This window comes from Persephonella marina EX-H1 (assembly GCF_000021565.1).
GTDB lineage: Bacteria > Aquificota > Aquificia > Aquificales > Hydrogenothermaceae > Persephonella > Persephonella marina.
In genome coordinates, this window is record NC_012440.1 from 1567794 (window position 1) to 1582205 (window position 14412).

Below are 14412 nucleotides of genomic sequence, written 5' to 3' on the forward strand. Positions count from 1 at the left end.
TTTAGGAAATTTAATAGTTTTTATTTACCGTTGTATATCTGCCTGATCAGACTGCCGTCAAGATAAGGTTTTAAGAGTTTCAGATCGTCTTTTATGGTTAATAAACCATTTAAAGCCTTTTCCTTCTTCTCCTCAAGCATTCTGTTTCCGGCATCCCCTGAATATATAATTCCAAGCTTGTAAATATACAGAAGTATAGTTTTCATACTTCCTGAAAGTAAGATGTACGGAACTTCGTACTTTTGATAACTGAGAATGAGATCATAGCCTTCTTTTACAAATTCAACAAGTTTCTCAAAGTTTTCTAAATCTGCCTCTTTTACATGTGATATAAAACTGTCCAACATATTGATGGAGGTATCAAAAAAGTCTGATCCGTCTGGGTTTATTATGACGCTGTAATCGTCTGAGAAAAGGGAGTAAATATTTTCCAGTATCTGATCCTTTTTGATCTCTGGGATATTTATACTGGAAGGATCTTTAACAGGAACAGCACTCTCAATCTTAGCCCCATCAGAACAGTTATAAAAGTTCCTGTCCTTAAATGAGGATATGAGTATATCAAGATGTTCCTTTGACCAGAGGAGTATATCATTTGTTAAAACTCTGCCTCCAAAGTTACCATCAACCTCAAGCTGAACCTCCATAAACTCCTCAATATACTTGAACTCCTTACTATCAAATATCGTCCCTGAGACATGTTTTTTCTCCCTTTCTTTAAATCCCATATCAGTTCCAAAGAAGATTATATTCTCAAATCCTGAGATAATGGCTATAGAGGTTGCTGTATTTGTTACTGTCGGTGTAATGGCAGGTGGTATAAAAGATGGGTTCAGTATTTTTGTGTGAATAGCCCCTTCCCTGAAAAAAAGGTAAGCATTTTTAAACATTCTTTTTATATCAGGGTGTACAACATCAGCGGCGATAAGATCTATCTTTTTAAGATAATCTGCAGGTAATCTCTCAAGAATATCTTTTCTTATAGTCTCCCTCTCAAGTTCTATATGAAAATCAGGTGTTATCCCTTCTTTGTAAAGTTTGTGAAGTGCTGTTCCACAGGAAAAGATAACAGCTTTATCTGCATTATCTCTTATAAAACCAATATCTTTCTCAAGTGAAGGTCCTGAAGCTACTATGAATACCGTTGAGTTTTCTATCTTTTTTGAAGGTCTGAAAAGGTATGGTGGTTTTTCCTTTAGATTTTCAAGTCCATGTTTTAATGCTATCTTCTCATCATCATAAAATCCCCACCCTTTTATGGATAGAAGTAAAGCTTTTTTCAGGATTGTATCAAAATTTTCACTGTAAGTGTTGTTTATATAAAGATTTACCTTTGCTAAAAAAGGAATTAAGACAGGATTGTTTTTCGTTATTATATCCTTTACTGATCTTCTTATTATATTTTCATCGTTGCCTATAATGAGGTATAGTTTATACCTATCAAACATCTCACTGTAGTCAACATTGTAAAGTGATATAACAAACTTGTAAGGATCAGGTTCATAAACGATTATAAGATCTGTCTTTATCTCATCTGTAAGTGTTTTTAGAATTCTTCCTGTTCCAAGACCGTTGATAAAAACAACTGGGAAGTATCTGTGATCTAAGATAACTTTGGAGAAGTTTTCCTTAACACTTTCAATCTCCCTGTCTGCCTCAAGACTTTCTACAAGTTTTGAGTGTATGTAATCTTTCAGGTTTTTATTCTCTTTGTACTGCGGGAAAAGAAAAACAAACTCCAGATTGCTGAAAAGTAAGCTTTCTGTCTTAATATCCTCTACGTATATATTACTTCCAGTTTTTATGATAAAACCTTCTTCTGTCTGTGAGAATGTTATATCTGAGAGGGAACAGTCCTTTATAAAGCTGTATATATCAGTCTTTTCTTCCTTGAAGTATCTTAAATTTTTCTTGTAAAGCTTCATCTTATTTCTCATATCTCTCTCCTATGAATATCTCTGCTATTCTCAGGTCTGTATGATCGTCTATATCTATAGAGCTGATCCTGTCCATAATGAAAGGGATAGTCCTTTCTGGAAAAAGATCTTTATTTTTCAGCAGTGTTTTTACATCGTATATGTATATCGCACCGTTAGGTATGTATACTGAAGGCATGTCCTGTCTTCTTGTGAATCTTTCTTTGAAGAGATGTTTAAGAAAACCATCTTTATCTATTTCCATCATCCAGAAAGGTTTTTCTGAAGCTTCCCTCACACTTATAACAGCCTCAGGCTTTTTCTCCAGAAACAGCTCAACTGCCCTGTCTATATGATCTTTATCCCTCAGAGGTGATGTTGGCTGGAGAAGTACCAGAACATCAGGTCTGAAATACTGTAAGTGGTAAAATATAACATCCTTTGTTGGTGTTTCATCCTGTGAAAGATCCTCTGGTCTTATGTATGGTATCTCAGCTCCATATTTTTTTGATATATCCGCTATCTCATTACTGTCCGTTGATACAAATGTTCTTTCTATATACCTGCTCTCAATAGACGCTTTTATAGTCCAGTATATTAGAGGTTTTCCACCAAGATTCACAATATTTTTTTTAGGAATACCTTTACTTCCAGATCGTGCAGGTATAAGAGCGTGTATTTTCATATCTTTACTCATACGATAACCAGTTTCTCAAGAGCTTTTCTGTACTCATCCCACTGTCCAAGGTCTATATAATCACTCTCATTTACAGGGTATGCATAAACATCCTTCTTATCTTTTATAAGATCGTCTATAAGCTGTGGCATATCGTAAAAGCTTTTTTCAGGAATGTAATCTAAAGCTTTTTTATTCAGTACATAAACACCTGTATTTATAGGAAATGTGTACTCAGGCTTTTCTTCAATATGGTCAATCTTCCCACCATCTGTAAGATTTACAACACCGTAGGGTATTTTATAATGCTGTATTGATGTGATTGAGGTGAGATAGGCTCTGTTCTTCCTGTGGAAGTCAAGAACCTTTTTCATATTTGCCCTTACTATGATGTCGCAGTTTGATACTATAAAGTCTGAGTTTATCCTGTCCTGAATCAGTTTTAGACTGCCGGCTGTTCCATAAAAATCATCCTCCCACACAAAATCTATAGAGTAATCCTTTTCAATACCGTTAAAGTAAGCTTCTATAAGCTCACCTTTGTAGTTCAGTGTGAGTATGAACCTTCTTATTCCGAACTTTTTAAACTGATCAATTATATACTCAACAGCTGTTTTATTTCCCACAGGGATCAGAGGTTTAGGGAGAACTTCCGTAAATGGACGCATCCTTGTTCCTTTACCGCCTGCCATTATAACAACAGGTATATCCTCATCTATCTTTTCGTAGGGGATCTCTTTCTTACCGAAAAATGATGTCCATGTTATGAATGTTTTTACATGCTTTTTTCTGTCTAAAACAGGGATAAGCTCTATTTTTTTTCCAACCATTATCTCTTTTATTCTTGTCTCATCTATCTCATCTTCGTATATGAAAATAGGATTGGGATTGTAAACATCCTTCACAAAACCTTCTATCTTACCTGTCCTGAGAATGTATCTCCTTATATCCCCATCTGTTAAAGCACCTATAAGCTCATCTTTCTCATTGGTTACAAGCAGAACCTTCTCAGATGTTCTGTCTAACTTTTTTAAGGCTTCTGTGATTGTGTTTTCAGGTTTTATAAATATGTCCTTATACATCATCTACCTCTAAATCATAAAAGCTTTTCCTGATATCTTTAATATCGTAAGTTTTCAGTATATTTTTTATTTTTACAGATGCGATACCGTCTCCGTATGGATTTTTTGTCTTTTTCAAGATTTTCTTAAATTCAGGAGAGTATAGTTTTTCAAAGGCTTTTTTTATACTCTCATAATCTGGGTCACAGTCTATAACACTCTCAGCTTTTACCCTTCCTTTCTGTCTGTTTCCTATATTTATAGTTCCTATCCTGAAAGATGGTGCCTCTATTATCCCGCTTGATGAGTTTCCTACAACAGCATCAACGTATCTCATCGTTGAAAGGTATAAAAGCTGTCCCATTGATGTGAAGGCTACAGCCTTTTCAGGATTTCTTGTTACATACTCATCTATTAATGCATTTATCTTTCTTCCTTCAGGATCTGCGTTTGATTTTGTGAATATAAGTTTTGTGTTCTTAAGCTGGTCAAGAACTTCCAGGAGTATTTTAAAAATTTCTGCAGATGATATTTTTGATAATGTCTCAGGATGGAATGTTATAAGAAGATTCCTCTCCCATAGTTTAAAACCAAGCTTTTTCTCAAGCTGATCCTTAGATAGCAGTTTTAATCTTTTTATATTATCTATACCTAAAGCTCCAACATTAAAAACCCTTTCAGGTTCTTCTCCAAGCTGGATAACCCTTTTTCTGTATTCTTCTGTGGATGTGAAATGGAGAAAAGAAAGTTTAGTTATAGCGTGTCTGTATCCTTCATCTAAAGCTCCTTCCGTTATCTCTCCCCCGTGAATGTGAGCTACCGGAATTCTGAGTGTGAAGGATGATACCGCAAAGGCTAAAGCCTCAAATCTGTCTCCAAGAACTACGGTGATATCAGGTTTTAGTCTGTTTAGTGCGTCTGTATAACCAATGATTCCAAGACCTATAGATTTTGATATACCGGCAGGTGTATCTGAGGATAGAAGCATCTCAACTTTCTCATCTATATTAAAACCGTCTTTTTGTATATCCCTGTATGTCAGCCCAAACTCCGGGGATAGATGCATTCCTGAAACAACTATCTGTAACTCCAGATCTTTATCCTTACTGATCTCTTCCATAAGAGGCTTCAAAAGTCCGTATTCAGCTCTAGTCCCTGTAAACACACATATTTTTCTTTTATTCATATCACTCTCTTTTAGCAAAAGGATTTATGATTTTCAGGCTGTTCTCAATTTTTTGATTGTGATGTAAATCCTCAGTGTATAAAACTGAAGAGCCGCTTTCTAAAGCTGATGCTATTATCAAACTGTCCCAGTAGGAAAATCCGTATCTTTGCTTAATACTTATAGCTAATCTTATTTCCTTTTTACTGATAATATAAAAATCAAAAATATCCATAAATTCATTAGCATACATAAATGTAAGTTCTTCAGATAAAATTTTTTTCTTAATACAAACATTTATAAACTCATTTATAACTTGAGAACTTAAAGTTATTAAGTCTGCATTGTCTATTAAGATCTGTCTTGCTATCTCACACTTTTGGCAGTTCTTAGAGATAGAGTAGATCAAGATATTTGTGTCAATAAATATCCTATCTCTCATGAGCTTCTTCTCTATTAAATTTGTAATTTTCAGGTAGTTTGCCTTTTGGATCTGAAAGCAGGGTTTTTAAAAGTTCCTTTTTGTTTTTATTATATTTTTTTAACAGATACTCATAGTAGTTCAACAGCTCGTTTCTGGCTTCTTCAGGTAGTATTCCAATGTTTATATATATATCTTCTTTCTTTTCCATCTTAAGCCTCCATTAGCAAGCCTTCAATCAAATCTTAATATAAGGTTACCTGACTTTTTATCAAATACATATATTTATAACCTCGTCTTTTTTGAAATCTCTTGGCGCTTTTTTTCCTATAATCTCATTCCATCTCATAGGAGATATACCCGTTCCAGGTCTTTTTACTGTCAGATTCTCTTCTGTGAATATCTCTCCCTTTTTTATATCCCTTTTAGCAACTATACTCTTTCTTGCAACAGGAATATTTTTTATCTCTGATCTTGAAGGTTTTTTGATCCCATCTCCTAAAGCTTTTTCTACATTTCTGATAGCTCTCACCATAGCTTTTAGTTCATCAGGCTCTAAACTTGCCTTATGGTCAGGTCCCGGCAGATCCCTGTCAACTGTAAAATGTTTCTCTATAACTGACGCTCCAAGTGCAGCTGCGGCAACTGGTATCTCTATTCCTGTTGTGTGGTCAGAGTAACCAACTTTTACCTTAAATGCCTCCTTTATAGTTAGCATAGCTCTAAGATTTACATCTTCATAGGGTGTTGGGTATTCTGTGTTACAGTGGAGAACAGTTATATCTTTCTTTTCCGTTCCATTTTCTATCAGAACATCCAGAGCATCCTCTATCTCCCCAAGATCTGCCATACCTGTTGATAGTATAACCTTTTTCCTGTAGCTTCCTATCTCTTTCAAAAGAGGGTAGTTTGTTATCTCCCCTGATCCTATCTTGAATATATCCAGACCTAACTCTTTTAAAAATCTTGCACTTTCAATATCAAATGGTGTTGAGAGAAATGTTATCCCTCTCTTATCACAGTAGCTTTTTAGCTCCTCAAAATCATTGAAAGACAGCTCAAGTTCCTTCAGCATATCTAACTGTGATTTTGTTTTTCCTAAATTTTTCTTCTGGTATTCAGCCATCTCTGCATAAAGATTGACAAGGTTTTCAGCTTTAAATGTCTGGAATTTAACAGCATCAGCTCCTGAATCTACAGCGATATCAATCAGTTTTTTTGCAAGATCAATACTTCCGTTATGATTAACACCAGCTTCTGCTATGATAAAAACTCTCATCCTATCTTCCTCAGAGGGTTTCCGGCATATACACCTGAATCTTTTATATCTTTGATAACAACAGAACCAGCTCCTATAACAACATTATCGGTGATTGTAACTCCGTTTGATACAGTTGAGTTACTTCCTACAAAGGTTCCATCTCCTATCCTTACTCCGCCGTTGATAACGGCTCCTGTTGATATATGACAGTGATCCCCTATCTCACAGTCATGTTCTATTATGGATCCTGTGTTTATTATGCAGTTTTTCCCTATTTTAGCATCTGGATTTATGATCACGTTATCCATCACTACAGTTCCCTCCCCTATATCACAGTAAGGGGATACTTTTGAGAGAGGTGATATAACAACAGGAAACTCACCTCCAAGAGATTTTATCCTCTCAAAAAGAGATCTTCTTTTATCTGCGGACTTTATCTGACCAACTGTTATGAGAAAGTAACTGTAATCTTTTAAAAGATCATTTATATCATCATCTGAGGCTATGATGGGATAGTTTAAAACCTTTTCCCCTATTCTCTCCTTCTTATCCACTATACCTGCTATCTTAAAATTCCCAGATCTCTCAATTATCTCAATACATACCTTGCAGTGACCACCACCGCCAACAAGTATTATCTCTTTCATCTTAAGATCTCTTTAAGAGTTTTTGTTACGTAAAATATATCATCCTCGCTGTTTAGTGGTGAGGAAGGCAGACATAACCCATTACTGTATATATCGTAAGAAACAGGATATTTATCTCTGCTTTCTCTATACATGGGAAACTCAACGAGGGGTGTAAATATCCTTCTTGTCTGTATCCCCCTTTTTGACAGCTCCTTCTGGAGCTCTGGTATATCTATATCTCTGTCTATATAGACAGCTGTTAGCCACCAGGAGCTTTCAGCGTTTTTGTACTCTTTTTGAAATCTGACAGGACCTTTAAGCTCTTCTCTGTATATCTGGTTGAATATTTTTTTCTTTTCTAAAAGATTATCAATCCTTTCCATCTGTGCAATACCGAGGGCTGCCTCAATATTTGTCATCCTGTAGTTAAATCCTATCTCAGAGTGGTAGTATTCTGGTCTGTTATCCCTCGCCTGATTTACCAGATATTTTATATGGTCAAGTCTGTCCTCAGATCTTCCAACAACCATACCTCCGCCGCCTGTTGTTATCAGCTTATTGCCGTTAAATGAGAAACATCCAAGTTCACCGATCGTTCCTGTATATCTTCCCCTGTACTTTGCTCCCAGGCTTTCAGTTGCATCTTCCACTACATACAGACCGTATTTTTTTGCTATATCATTTATCCTTTCCATATCTGCAGGATTTCCGTAAAGATGAACAGGGATTATAGCCTTTGTTCTCTCTGTTATCCTCTCCTCAATCCTGTCCACATCTATATTCCATGTATCAGGATCAATATCAACAAAAACAGGTTTAGCTCCAAGATAAACAACAGGATTTGCTGTTGCTACAAATGTTAGAGCCGGTACGATAACCTCATCCCCTTCTTTTATACCAAGTTCGTAAAGTGATATATGTATAGCCGCTGTTCCGCTCTGGACAGAGACAGATTTTTTTACGCCTAAATAGTCTGAAAATCTTTTTTCAAAATCTTCCACAAACCTTCCCACAGAGGATACATAACCGGTATCAACAGCCTCACACAGATACTTTTTCTCAAGCTCACCAAGAACAGGTGCATCTAAATAAATCAGTTTAGACATTGTATATATCTGGTTTGTAAAGTCTTAAGTTTTCTTTGTTTTTGAACCACTCAATAGTTATCTTTAAGCCCTCTTCAAGCGAGTACTCAGGTTCCCATCCGGTAAGCATCTTTATCTTTGTGTTGTCCCCTAAAAGTCTTTCAACCTCACTTTTTTCAGGTCTTAATCTTTCCTGATCTGTAACTATCCTTGCCTCTGGATTTATCATATCAATAATCTTTTTTGCAAGATCTCCAATGGATATCTCCTTACCTGTAGCTATATTTATCTCCTCTCCTACTGTCCTCTCAGACTCTGCTATCTTTATAAAGCCTTCCACAGTGTCTTTAACAAATACAAGATCCCTTGTTGGGTGTAAAGCACCAAGTTTTATCTCTTTTTTCCCTGATAGAAGCTGGGTTATTATTGTGGGAATTACAGCTCTTGCGGACTGTCTTGGTCCATATGTATTAAATGGTCTGACGATAACAACAGGTAGATTAAAACTTCTGTAAAAGCTCTCTGCTATATAATCTGCCCCTATCTTTGTGGCTGAGTATGGTGACTGTCCCTGACGTGGATGTTTCTCATCTATTGGTACATACTGGGCCGTTCCGTAAACTTCAGATGTTGATGTTACAAGCACCTTTTCAATATCATAATCCCTGCATGCCTGAAGTATATTAAGAGTTCCCTTTATATTTGTATCAACATAACTGTCCGGTGAGTGATAGCTGAAAGGTATCCCTATCAGAGCAGCGAGATGAAAAACAAGATCCATGCCTTTTACAGCGGTTCTTACACCGTTAGGGTCTCTGATATCGCCTGTGAAAACCTCTATCCGGTCAAGTTTTTCCCTGGGAAATGTATCAAGCCATCCCCAGCTGTTAAAAGAGTTGTAGTAGACAAATGCTCTTACTTTACAGCCTTTCTCTATTAATCTCTCAACTAAATGGCTTCCTATGAAACCGCATGAACCTGTAACAAGAACTTTTTTGTTAGATAGATCCATTTTATGATCACCACCTATGTACTGATTTTTTTTCGGTTTTTAAGGGACACAACTTTAAAACTAATGTGTGCTGTTTTCTGGATCGTTTCCAGATTTTACAAGAAATGTCAGAAAATGAAAATCCGGTTATGTATACAAGATTTATTGCTGGTTCAGACTATAACTCTTTACAGAAATATATCTGTTTAAAATATTCTTCAAATGGCGAAGAGTTTACAATCACTGTATGTCAGAAAGATGTTTTCCATAATAAACAGATTATACAGTATTTGTTTAATGCGATAAACAAATCTTTTATATTATTTATAAAATTTGCTCCAATCTTTATTATTTAAGATCCTGTGCAAAATCGTTAAAAGTTTATAGTACTTTAATATACTCAGGTAAGCATTTGTATTCTTATAAAGCTTCTTTAACTGTTTCACTCAGATTTCCAGTTAGACCTTCTTTTTTCAAGATATATCTGCAGTAAAAGCTTTAATCTGTTTGCAAGGGAGCTCACGATGAAACCAACAATAAGGCTTATTATGATTACACAGATTGAGTAGTAAACAGGATAATTGAATGCAAAGTCCGCTATAGGATTGTGAGCTATGTGGAAGATCTCAGTTTTCTTTTTAGCAGGTGTAAAAAGCTGGTAAAAGCTCATTATAGATACAGATGTTACGAGAAATGCCATTATAAGCTTTGTTATATTTTTACTTATCCTCTGTCCGGCTGCAGCGCCAAAAACAGCTCCAAAGGATGATCCAAGCATAAGTATAAGGGCAAGAACAATATCCACACCGTGGTTAACAACACCATGAAAGAATGTTAAGAATGCTGTTACAAATATCATCTGGAAAAGACTCATACCTACAGCTTTCTGAACAGGGAATCCAGCAAGGTACATAAGTGCAGGTATAACAACAAAACCACCACCAACACCCATAACAGCTGCTAAGAAACCTGCCACGACCCCTATTCCCACAGGAACTAGTAATGAAACTGTTGTAAACTGAAACTCAACCTTCAGAGGTAGGGAGTCTATAAAATCTTTAATTTTTGAGGATCTTTTTTCATCTCTGTTTTTTCTGAAAACATCTAAAAATAATGTTATTCCTGTAAAACCAAGATAAAAAGCGTAAAATGAAAGAACGAATGTTCTGAAATGTCCCGCATCCTCAAGAACTTTTGCAAGAAAAACCCCTACACTTCCTCCTAGAAAACCTGATCCTACAAGTATATAACCCATCTTCATATCTATATTTTTCAGTCTCAGATGGGCTATGAATCCTGAGACTGTAGCTCCAACCATCTGGGAAACGGAAGTTCCAACGGTTACTATTGGAGGTATCCCTATCTTTATTAGTGCAGGATTAAGTATTATCCCTCCTCCTATTCCAAGTAGACCTGAGAGAAATCCAACAACAATGCCAAGTGCTATAAGAAAAAATATATTAACGGATACATCAGCAACAGGAAGATATATCTCCAAAAAGCTCCTCCATCAGAGATTTACAGTTTCAAATATATTAGAATATTCTATCATCCGCTTTTATGATTGAGATTACTAAAAGGGAGAAATAGATGACTATTATACAAAATAGATACGCTGTCTCACTGTTCTTTTTTCTTACAGTTTTTGTTTTTTTCTGGAATATATGGCTTAACGATGTGTGGATACCAAATGAGGCTTTCTATGCTGAAGCTGCAAGGGAGATGATTGAGAATAAAAATCCACTTGATATTTATTACAACTATGAGCCCCGTTTTAATAAGCCACCTATGACATACTGGCTTGTTGCTCTTTCTTTTCTTGTTTTTGGAGTATCAGAGTTCGCTGTAAGACTTCCTATAGTTCTTCTGGCTCTGGGCTCGATTTATTTTACTTACAGGATAGGAAGAGAGCTTTACTCACACAATGTTGGTATAGCATCAGCCGCGGTTATGGCTTTCAGTTTCCAGTTTGTTATAAACTCAAGGTATGCTTCCCCTGAGATCCCTCTAACATTTTTCTTTACAGCTACACTTTACTTTTTTATAGCAGGCTATAGGAGGAGAAAATGGAAATATATACTGCTTTCTTACATATTTTTGGGCCTTACAGTCTTAACAAAAGGTTATCCTTACATAATTGTTATAGGTGGGATAGTATTCCTTTATATTCTTATAGATAGATCATTTAATCTTAGAGAATTTCTGAGAGAGCTTAATTTTTTAAAGGTTTACATAGGGATTCCTTTAGTTCTGATTATAGGATTTGGCTGGTATCTCTATATGTATCTGAAATTCGGTGAAGCTTTTCTTGATGTTACGTTGAATGAGACATTAAGGAGAGCTTTACATAAACAGTCAAAGCCTCTTGATATATTTTTCTATATACCTGTGATACTTTGGGGCTTTCTCCCTTACTCACTGGTATTTTTTTACTCACTGGTAAACATAAAGGGAAAGATAAAGGAGCTTGCATTTCCACTCTCATGGTTTGCTGTTATGTTTTTAATTTTTACTATTGCGAAAGGTAAGATCCCTGTTTACATGATACAGGCTCATGTTGGGATGTCCATTATTGTTGGATATTTTTTGATCAATCATCATCCTGATAAAAGAATTCTCAGATATATTTACAGGGGGATTTTTGTATTCACAGGACTTTTAATCCTTGTTGTAAACATATTTATCATCTATAAATTCAGGCTTGATATTCTCCTTTACTTATTAGCAGCTGCTCCTGCTATAATAGCCTTGAGATACAGGGATCTGATCTTTTTCCCATTTATATCTTTTTTAGTAACATTTATGATATTTACGATCTCAATTCTTCCAAAGGTTGAAAAATACAGACCTTACGACAGAATAGGGATGATTATAAATGATAATGTTCCTCAGAGGGATATCCCACTTATTGTTGAAAAAAAGTTCTGGCATAACCTTCCATTTTATGCAAAGAGAAAGGTTCTCAGAGATTACAGTATTGATCAGATACTTAAATACCAGCAAGAAAGGCCTCTATTAGCCCTTGTTTCTGAAAAAGGTCTGAAGAAAATAAAAGATGCAGAAATACTCTGGAGTGGTTATCTTTATAGAAAGGGAAGTGAGTCAAGGTTTGCCATCTTACTGAAGTATGTTTTAAAGGCAGAAAAAGGTGATCTATCAGGTTTTGAAAAAAGATATCTAATATATAAGAGGTGAGGAAGATGGATTATATAGTTACGGTAAATGGAAAGAAACTTATTGACACAAGATTTTTAAGATCTGTTATGTACGGAGAAGGTGTTTTTGAGACATTCCGTTACAGGGGAAGACTCCCAAAACATATTGATCAGCATTACAGAAGGCTTATAAAAGGAGCTGAACTTCTCAAGATTCCGAAGATAACGAAGGAGGATTACATATTTTACATTGAGGAAACGGTAAAAAAGTGTAAAGAAAGTGATGATCTTTATGTCAAAACAGTACTGCTCTCTGAAGGAAATATATACTTTCCAGTTGTTCCTTACAAAAGCCATCTCCTTGTGATCGTTAAACCGTATAAAGAGCCTGAGAAAAAGGAGATATCATTAGCTGTTGCACCTTTCAGGGTTCACAGTTCTGATCCTATGCTGAAGATAAAATCAACGAACTACAGCAGAAATATTATTGCAAAGAGATATGCGTTAGAAAAAGGTTACGATGATGCCCTCTTCCTTAACGAGAATGGCGAGGTTACAGAAACATCTTCAGCAAATATATTCTGGATAAAGGGGAGATTTCTGTACACACCTTCTGTAGACTGTGGTCTTCTTCCAGGGGTTACAAGAAGTGTTATACTGAAAAAAGCTAAAGATGAAGGTTTTGCTGTTGTTGAAGGAAGATTTTACCTTGAGGATGTTAGAAAGGCTGATTATATTTTCGTGGCCAATGCCTTAAATGGTATAATTAGAGTATCTAAAATTGAGATTTTATAAATATCAGGAGGTATTTGATTGCCTTTAATAGTTCAGAAGTTTGGTGGAACATCTGTAGGCAGTATAGAGAGAATTAAGAATGTTGCAAATAAGATAAAGAGAGCTGTTGAGGAAGGTAATAAGGTTGTTGTTGTTTCATCTGCTATGGCAGGTGAGACAGACAGGCTTTTAACACTTACAAGGGAGCTTTCTTCCAAACCTGATCCCCGTGAGCAGGACATGGTTGTATCTACAGGTGAGCAGGTAGCCATAGGTCTTATATCAATAGCACTGAAAGAGATGGGGATAGATGCTGTCAGTCTTACAGGCTGGCAGGTTCCTATTTATACAGATGATGCTCACACAAAGGCAAGAATAAAAAAGATTGATACAGGAAGGATACTTTCAGAACTTGATAAAGGAAGGGTAGTGATAGTTGCAGGATTTCAGGGTATATCAGATTACGGTGATATAACAACACTTGGAAGGGGTGGATCTGATACGACAGCTGTTGCTCTAGCAGCAGCTTTAAATGCTGATGTGTGTGAGATATACACAGATGTTACAGGTGTTTTTACAGCAGATCCAAGGATCGTTGAAAATGCGAAAAAGATACCCGTTATATCCTATGAAGAAATGATGGAGATGGCATCTCTCGGATCTAAAGTTATGCAGATAAGATCAGTGGAGTTTGCCGCAAAGTATGGTGTTAAGATACATGTTAAATCATCATTTATTGAAGAAGACGGAACATGGATAGTGGAGGAGAATGAAGAGATGGAAAAGGTTGTTGTAAGAGGAATAAGTCATGATCTTAAAGAATCAAGGATAACCGTTGTTCAGGTTCCTGATAAACCTGGTATAGCTGCAAAACTGTTTAAAGCTCTTGGAGACAGAAATATCGTTGTAGATATGATAGTTCAGAACGTATCACATGAAGGATACACTGATATATCTTTTACAGTTAACAAGATAGATGCTGAGTATGCTGAGGAGATAGCAAAAGAGGTTGCTAAGGAGATAGGAGCAAAAGGTGTTGAAAGAAATGACAGAATAGCAAAGATATCTGTTGTTGGTCTTGGGATGAAAACACATGCAGGGACTGCCGGGAAGATGTTTGAGGTTCTATACAGGGAAGGTATAAATATATATGCTATATCAACATCTGAGATAAAGATATCCTGTCTTATAGATGAAAAATATGCGGAGCTTGCTGTGAGAGCTCTGCACGAGGCTTTTATAGAAAATACTGAAAATATAGTTACAGGATAAGAGAGG

14 protein-coding genes are annotated in these 14412 nt (G+C 35.9%); 3 read left to right on the forward strand and 11 right to left on the reverse strand.

What is annotated here, in order from left to right; translation table 11 throughout:
- Window positions 1–20: 20 nt before the first annotated feature.
- The 11 genes from PERMA_RS08040 to PERMA_RS08090 all read right to left on the reverse strand — a co-directional run bounded on the left by PERMA_RS08040 (window position 21) and on the right by PERMA_RS08090 (window position 10703).
- Window positions 21–1937, reverse strand: coding sequence for a motility associated factor glycosyltransferase family protein (locus PERMA_RS08040; protein WP_012675892.1), 1917 nt, complete (start codon window positions 1935–1937; stop codon window positions 21–23).
- Window positions 1927–2601, reverse strand: a complete 675-nt coding sequence (locus PERMA_RS08045) for an acylneuraminate cytidylyltransferase family protein (protein WP_083761649.1) — start codon at window positions 2599–2601, stop codon at window positions 1927–1929. The genes PERMA_RS08040 and PERMA_RS08045 overlap by 11 nt, the downstream gene beginning before the upstream one ends.
- Before the next feature lie 8 nt (window positions 2602–2609).
- On the reverse strand, window positions 2610–3674 hold the full coding sequence (locus tag PERMA_RS08050) for a sugar phosphate nucleotidyltransferase (RefSeq protein WP_012676155.1): 1065 nt from the start codon (window positions 3672–3674) through the stop codon (window positions 2610–2612).
- On the reverse strand, window positions 3667–4839 hold the full coding sequence (gene neuC, locus PERMA_RS08055) for a UDP-N-acetylglucosamine 2-epimerase (RefSeq protein WP_012676780.1): 1173 nt from the start codon (window positions 4837–4839) through the stop codon (window positions 3667–3669). Before neuC ends, PERMA_RS08050 begins: the two co-directional genes overlap by 8 nt.
- Before the next feature lies 1 nt (window position 4840).
- The gene (locus PERMA_RS08060) at window positions 4841–5260 is read right to left on the reverse strand and encodes a PIN domain-containing protein (protein ID WP_012675205.1); all 420 of its coding nucleotides are present in this window, start codon (window positions 5258–5260) and stop codon (window positions 4841–4843) included.
- Window positions 5250–5450, reverse strand: a complete 201-nt coding sequence (locus tag PERMA_RS08065; protein WP_012676318.1) for a DUF2281 domain-containing protein — start codon at window positions 5448–5450, stop codon at window positions 5250–5252. The genes PERMA_RS08060 and PERMA_RS08065 overlap by 11 nt, the downstream gene beginning before the upstream one ends.
- Before the next feature lie 60 nt (window positions 5451–5510).
- Window positions 5511–6518 carry an N-acetylneuraminate synthase gene (neuB, locus tag PERMA_RS08070; RefSeq protein WP_012675299.1) on the reverse strand — a complete coding sequence of 336 codons (1008 nt, stop codon included), beginning with the start codon at window positions 6516–6518 and terminating at the stop codon, window positions 5511–5513.
- Window positions 6515–7147, reverse strand: a complete 633-nt coding sequence (locus tag PERMA_RS08075) for an acetyltransferase (protein WP_012676395.1) — start codon at window positions 7145–7147, stop codon at window positions 6515–6517. The genes neuB and PERMA_RS08075 overlap by 4 nt, the downstream gene beginning before the upstream one ends.
- A complete protein-coding gene (locus tag PERMA_RS08080) occupies window positions 7144–8235 on the reverse strand; it encodes a LegC family aminotransferase (RefSeq protein WP_012676916.1) in 1092 nt (363 codons plus the stop codon). Before PERMA_RS08080 ends, PERMA_RS08075 begins: the two co-directional genes overlap by 4 nt.
- Entirely contained in the window at window positions 8228–9226 is a 999-nt protein-coding gene (locus PERMA_RS08085; RefSeq protein WP_012676562.1) for an NAD-dependent 4,6-dehydratase LegB, read from the reverse strand. Before PERMA_RS08085 ends, PERMA_RS08080 begins: the two co-directional genes overlap by 8 nt.
- 421 nt (window positions 9227–9647) lie before the next feature.
- The gene (locus PERMA_RS08090; protein ID WP_012675419.1) at window positions 9648–10703 is read right to left on the reverse strand and encodes a sulfite exporter TauE/SafE family protein; all 1056 of its coding nucleotides are present in this window, start codon (window positions 10701–10703) and stop codon (window positions 9648–9650) included.
- A gap of 92 nt (window positions 10704–10795) precedes the next feature.
- On the opposite strand from PERMA_RS08090, the gene PERMA_RS08095 reads away from it, so the two are divergent.
- Genes PERMA_RS08095 through PERMA_RS08105 form a run of 3 tightly spaced genes read left to right on the forward strand, consistent with a single transcriptional unit; the run spans window position 10796 to window position 14406 of the window.
- Window positions 10796–12400 (forward strand): ArnT family glycosyltransferase, encoded by a 1605-nt coding sequence (locus PERMA_RS08095; RefSeq protein ID WP_015898925.1) that lies wholly within the window; start codon window positions 10796–10798, stop codon window positions 12398–12400.
- Window positions 12401–12405: 5 nt separating this feature from the next.
- Window positions 12406–13155 carry an aminotransferase class IV gene (locus tag PERMA_RS08100; RefSeq protein ID WP_012676469.1) on the forward strand — a complete coding sequence of 250 codons (750 nt, stop codon included), beginning with the start codon at window positions 12406–12408 and terminating at the stop codon, window positions 13153–13155.
- Window positions 13156–13173: 18 nt separating this feature from the next.
- Window positions 13174–14406, forward strand: coding sequence for an aspartate kinase (locus PERMA_RS08105; protein WP_012675675.1), 1233 nt, complete (start codon window positions 13174–13176; stop codon window positions 14404–14406).
- The last annotated feature ends 6 nt before the right edge of the window (window positions 14407–14412 follow it).

Coding starts and splice junctions, on each gene's coding strand:
- PERMA_RS08065 (WP_012676318.1), bottom strand. CDS start 5,450: ATGGAAAAGAAAGAAGATATATATATAAACATTGGAATACTACCTGAA.
- PERMA_RS08050 (WP_012676155.1), bottom strand. CDS start 3,674: ATGTATAAGGACATATTTATAAAACCTGAAAACACAATCACAGAAGCC.
- neuB (WP_012675299.1), bottom strand. CDS start 6,518: ATGAGAGTTTTTATCATAGCAGAAGCTGGTGTTAATCATAACGGAAGT.
- PERMA_RS08040 (WP_012675892.1), bottom strand. CDS start 1,937: ATGAGAAATAAGATGAAGCTTTACAAGAAAAATTTAAGATACTTCAAG.
- PERMA_RS08060 (WP_012675205.1), bottom strand. CDS start 5,260: ATGAGAGATAGGATATTTATTGACACAAATATCTTGATCTACTCTATC.
- PERMA_RS08045 (WP_083761649.1), bottom strand. CDS start 2,601: ATGAAAATACACGCTCTTATACCTGCACGATCTGGAAGTAAAGGTATT.
- PERMA_RS08100 (WP_012676469.1), top strand. CDS start 12,406: ATGGATTATATAGTTACGGTAAATGGAAAGAAACTTATTGACACAAGA.
- PERMA_RS08085 (WP_012676562.1), bottom strand. CDS start 9,226: ATGGATCTATCTAACAAAAAAGTTCTTGTTACAGGTTCATGCGGTTTC.
- PERMA_RS08075 (WP_012676395.1), bottom strand. CDS start 7,147: ATGAAAGAGATAATACTTGTTGGCGGTGGTGGTCACTGCAAGGTATGT.
- neuC (WP_012676780.1), bottom strand. CDS start 4,839: ATGAATAAAAGAAAAATATGTGTGTTTACAGGGACTAGAGCTGAATAC.
- PERMA_RS08095 (WP_015898925.1), top strand. CDS start 10,796: ATGACTATTATACAAAATAGATACGCTGTCTCACTGTTCTTTTTTCTT.
- PERMA_RS08080 (WP_012676916.1), bottom strand. CDS start 8,235: ATGTCTAAACTGATTTATTTAGATGCACCTGTTCTTGGTGAGCTTGAG.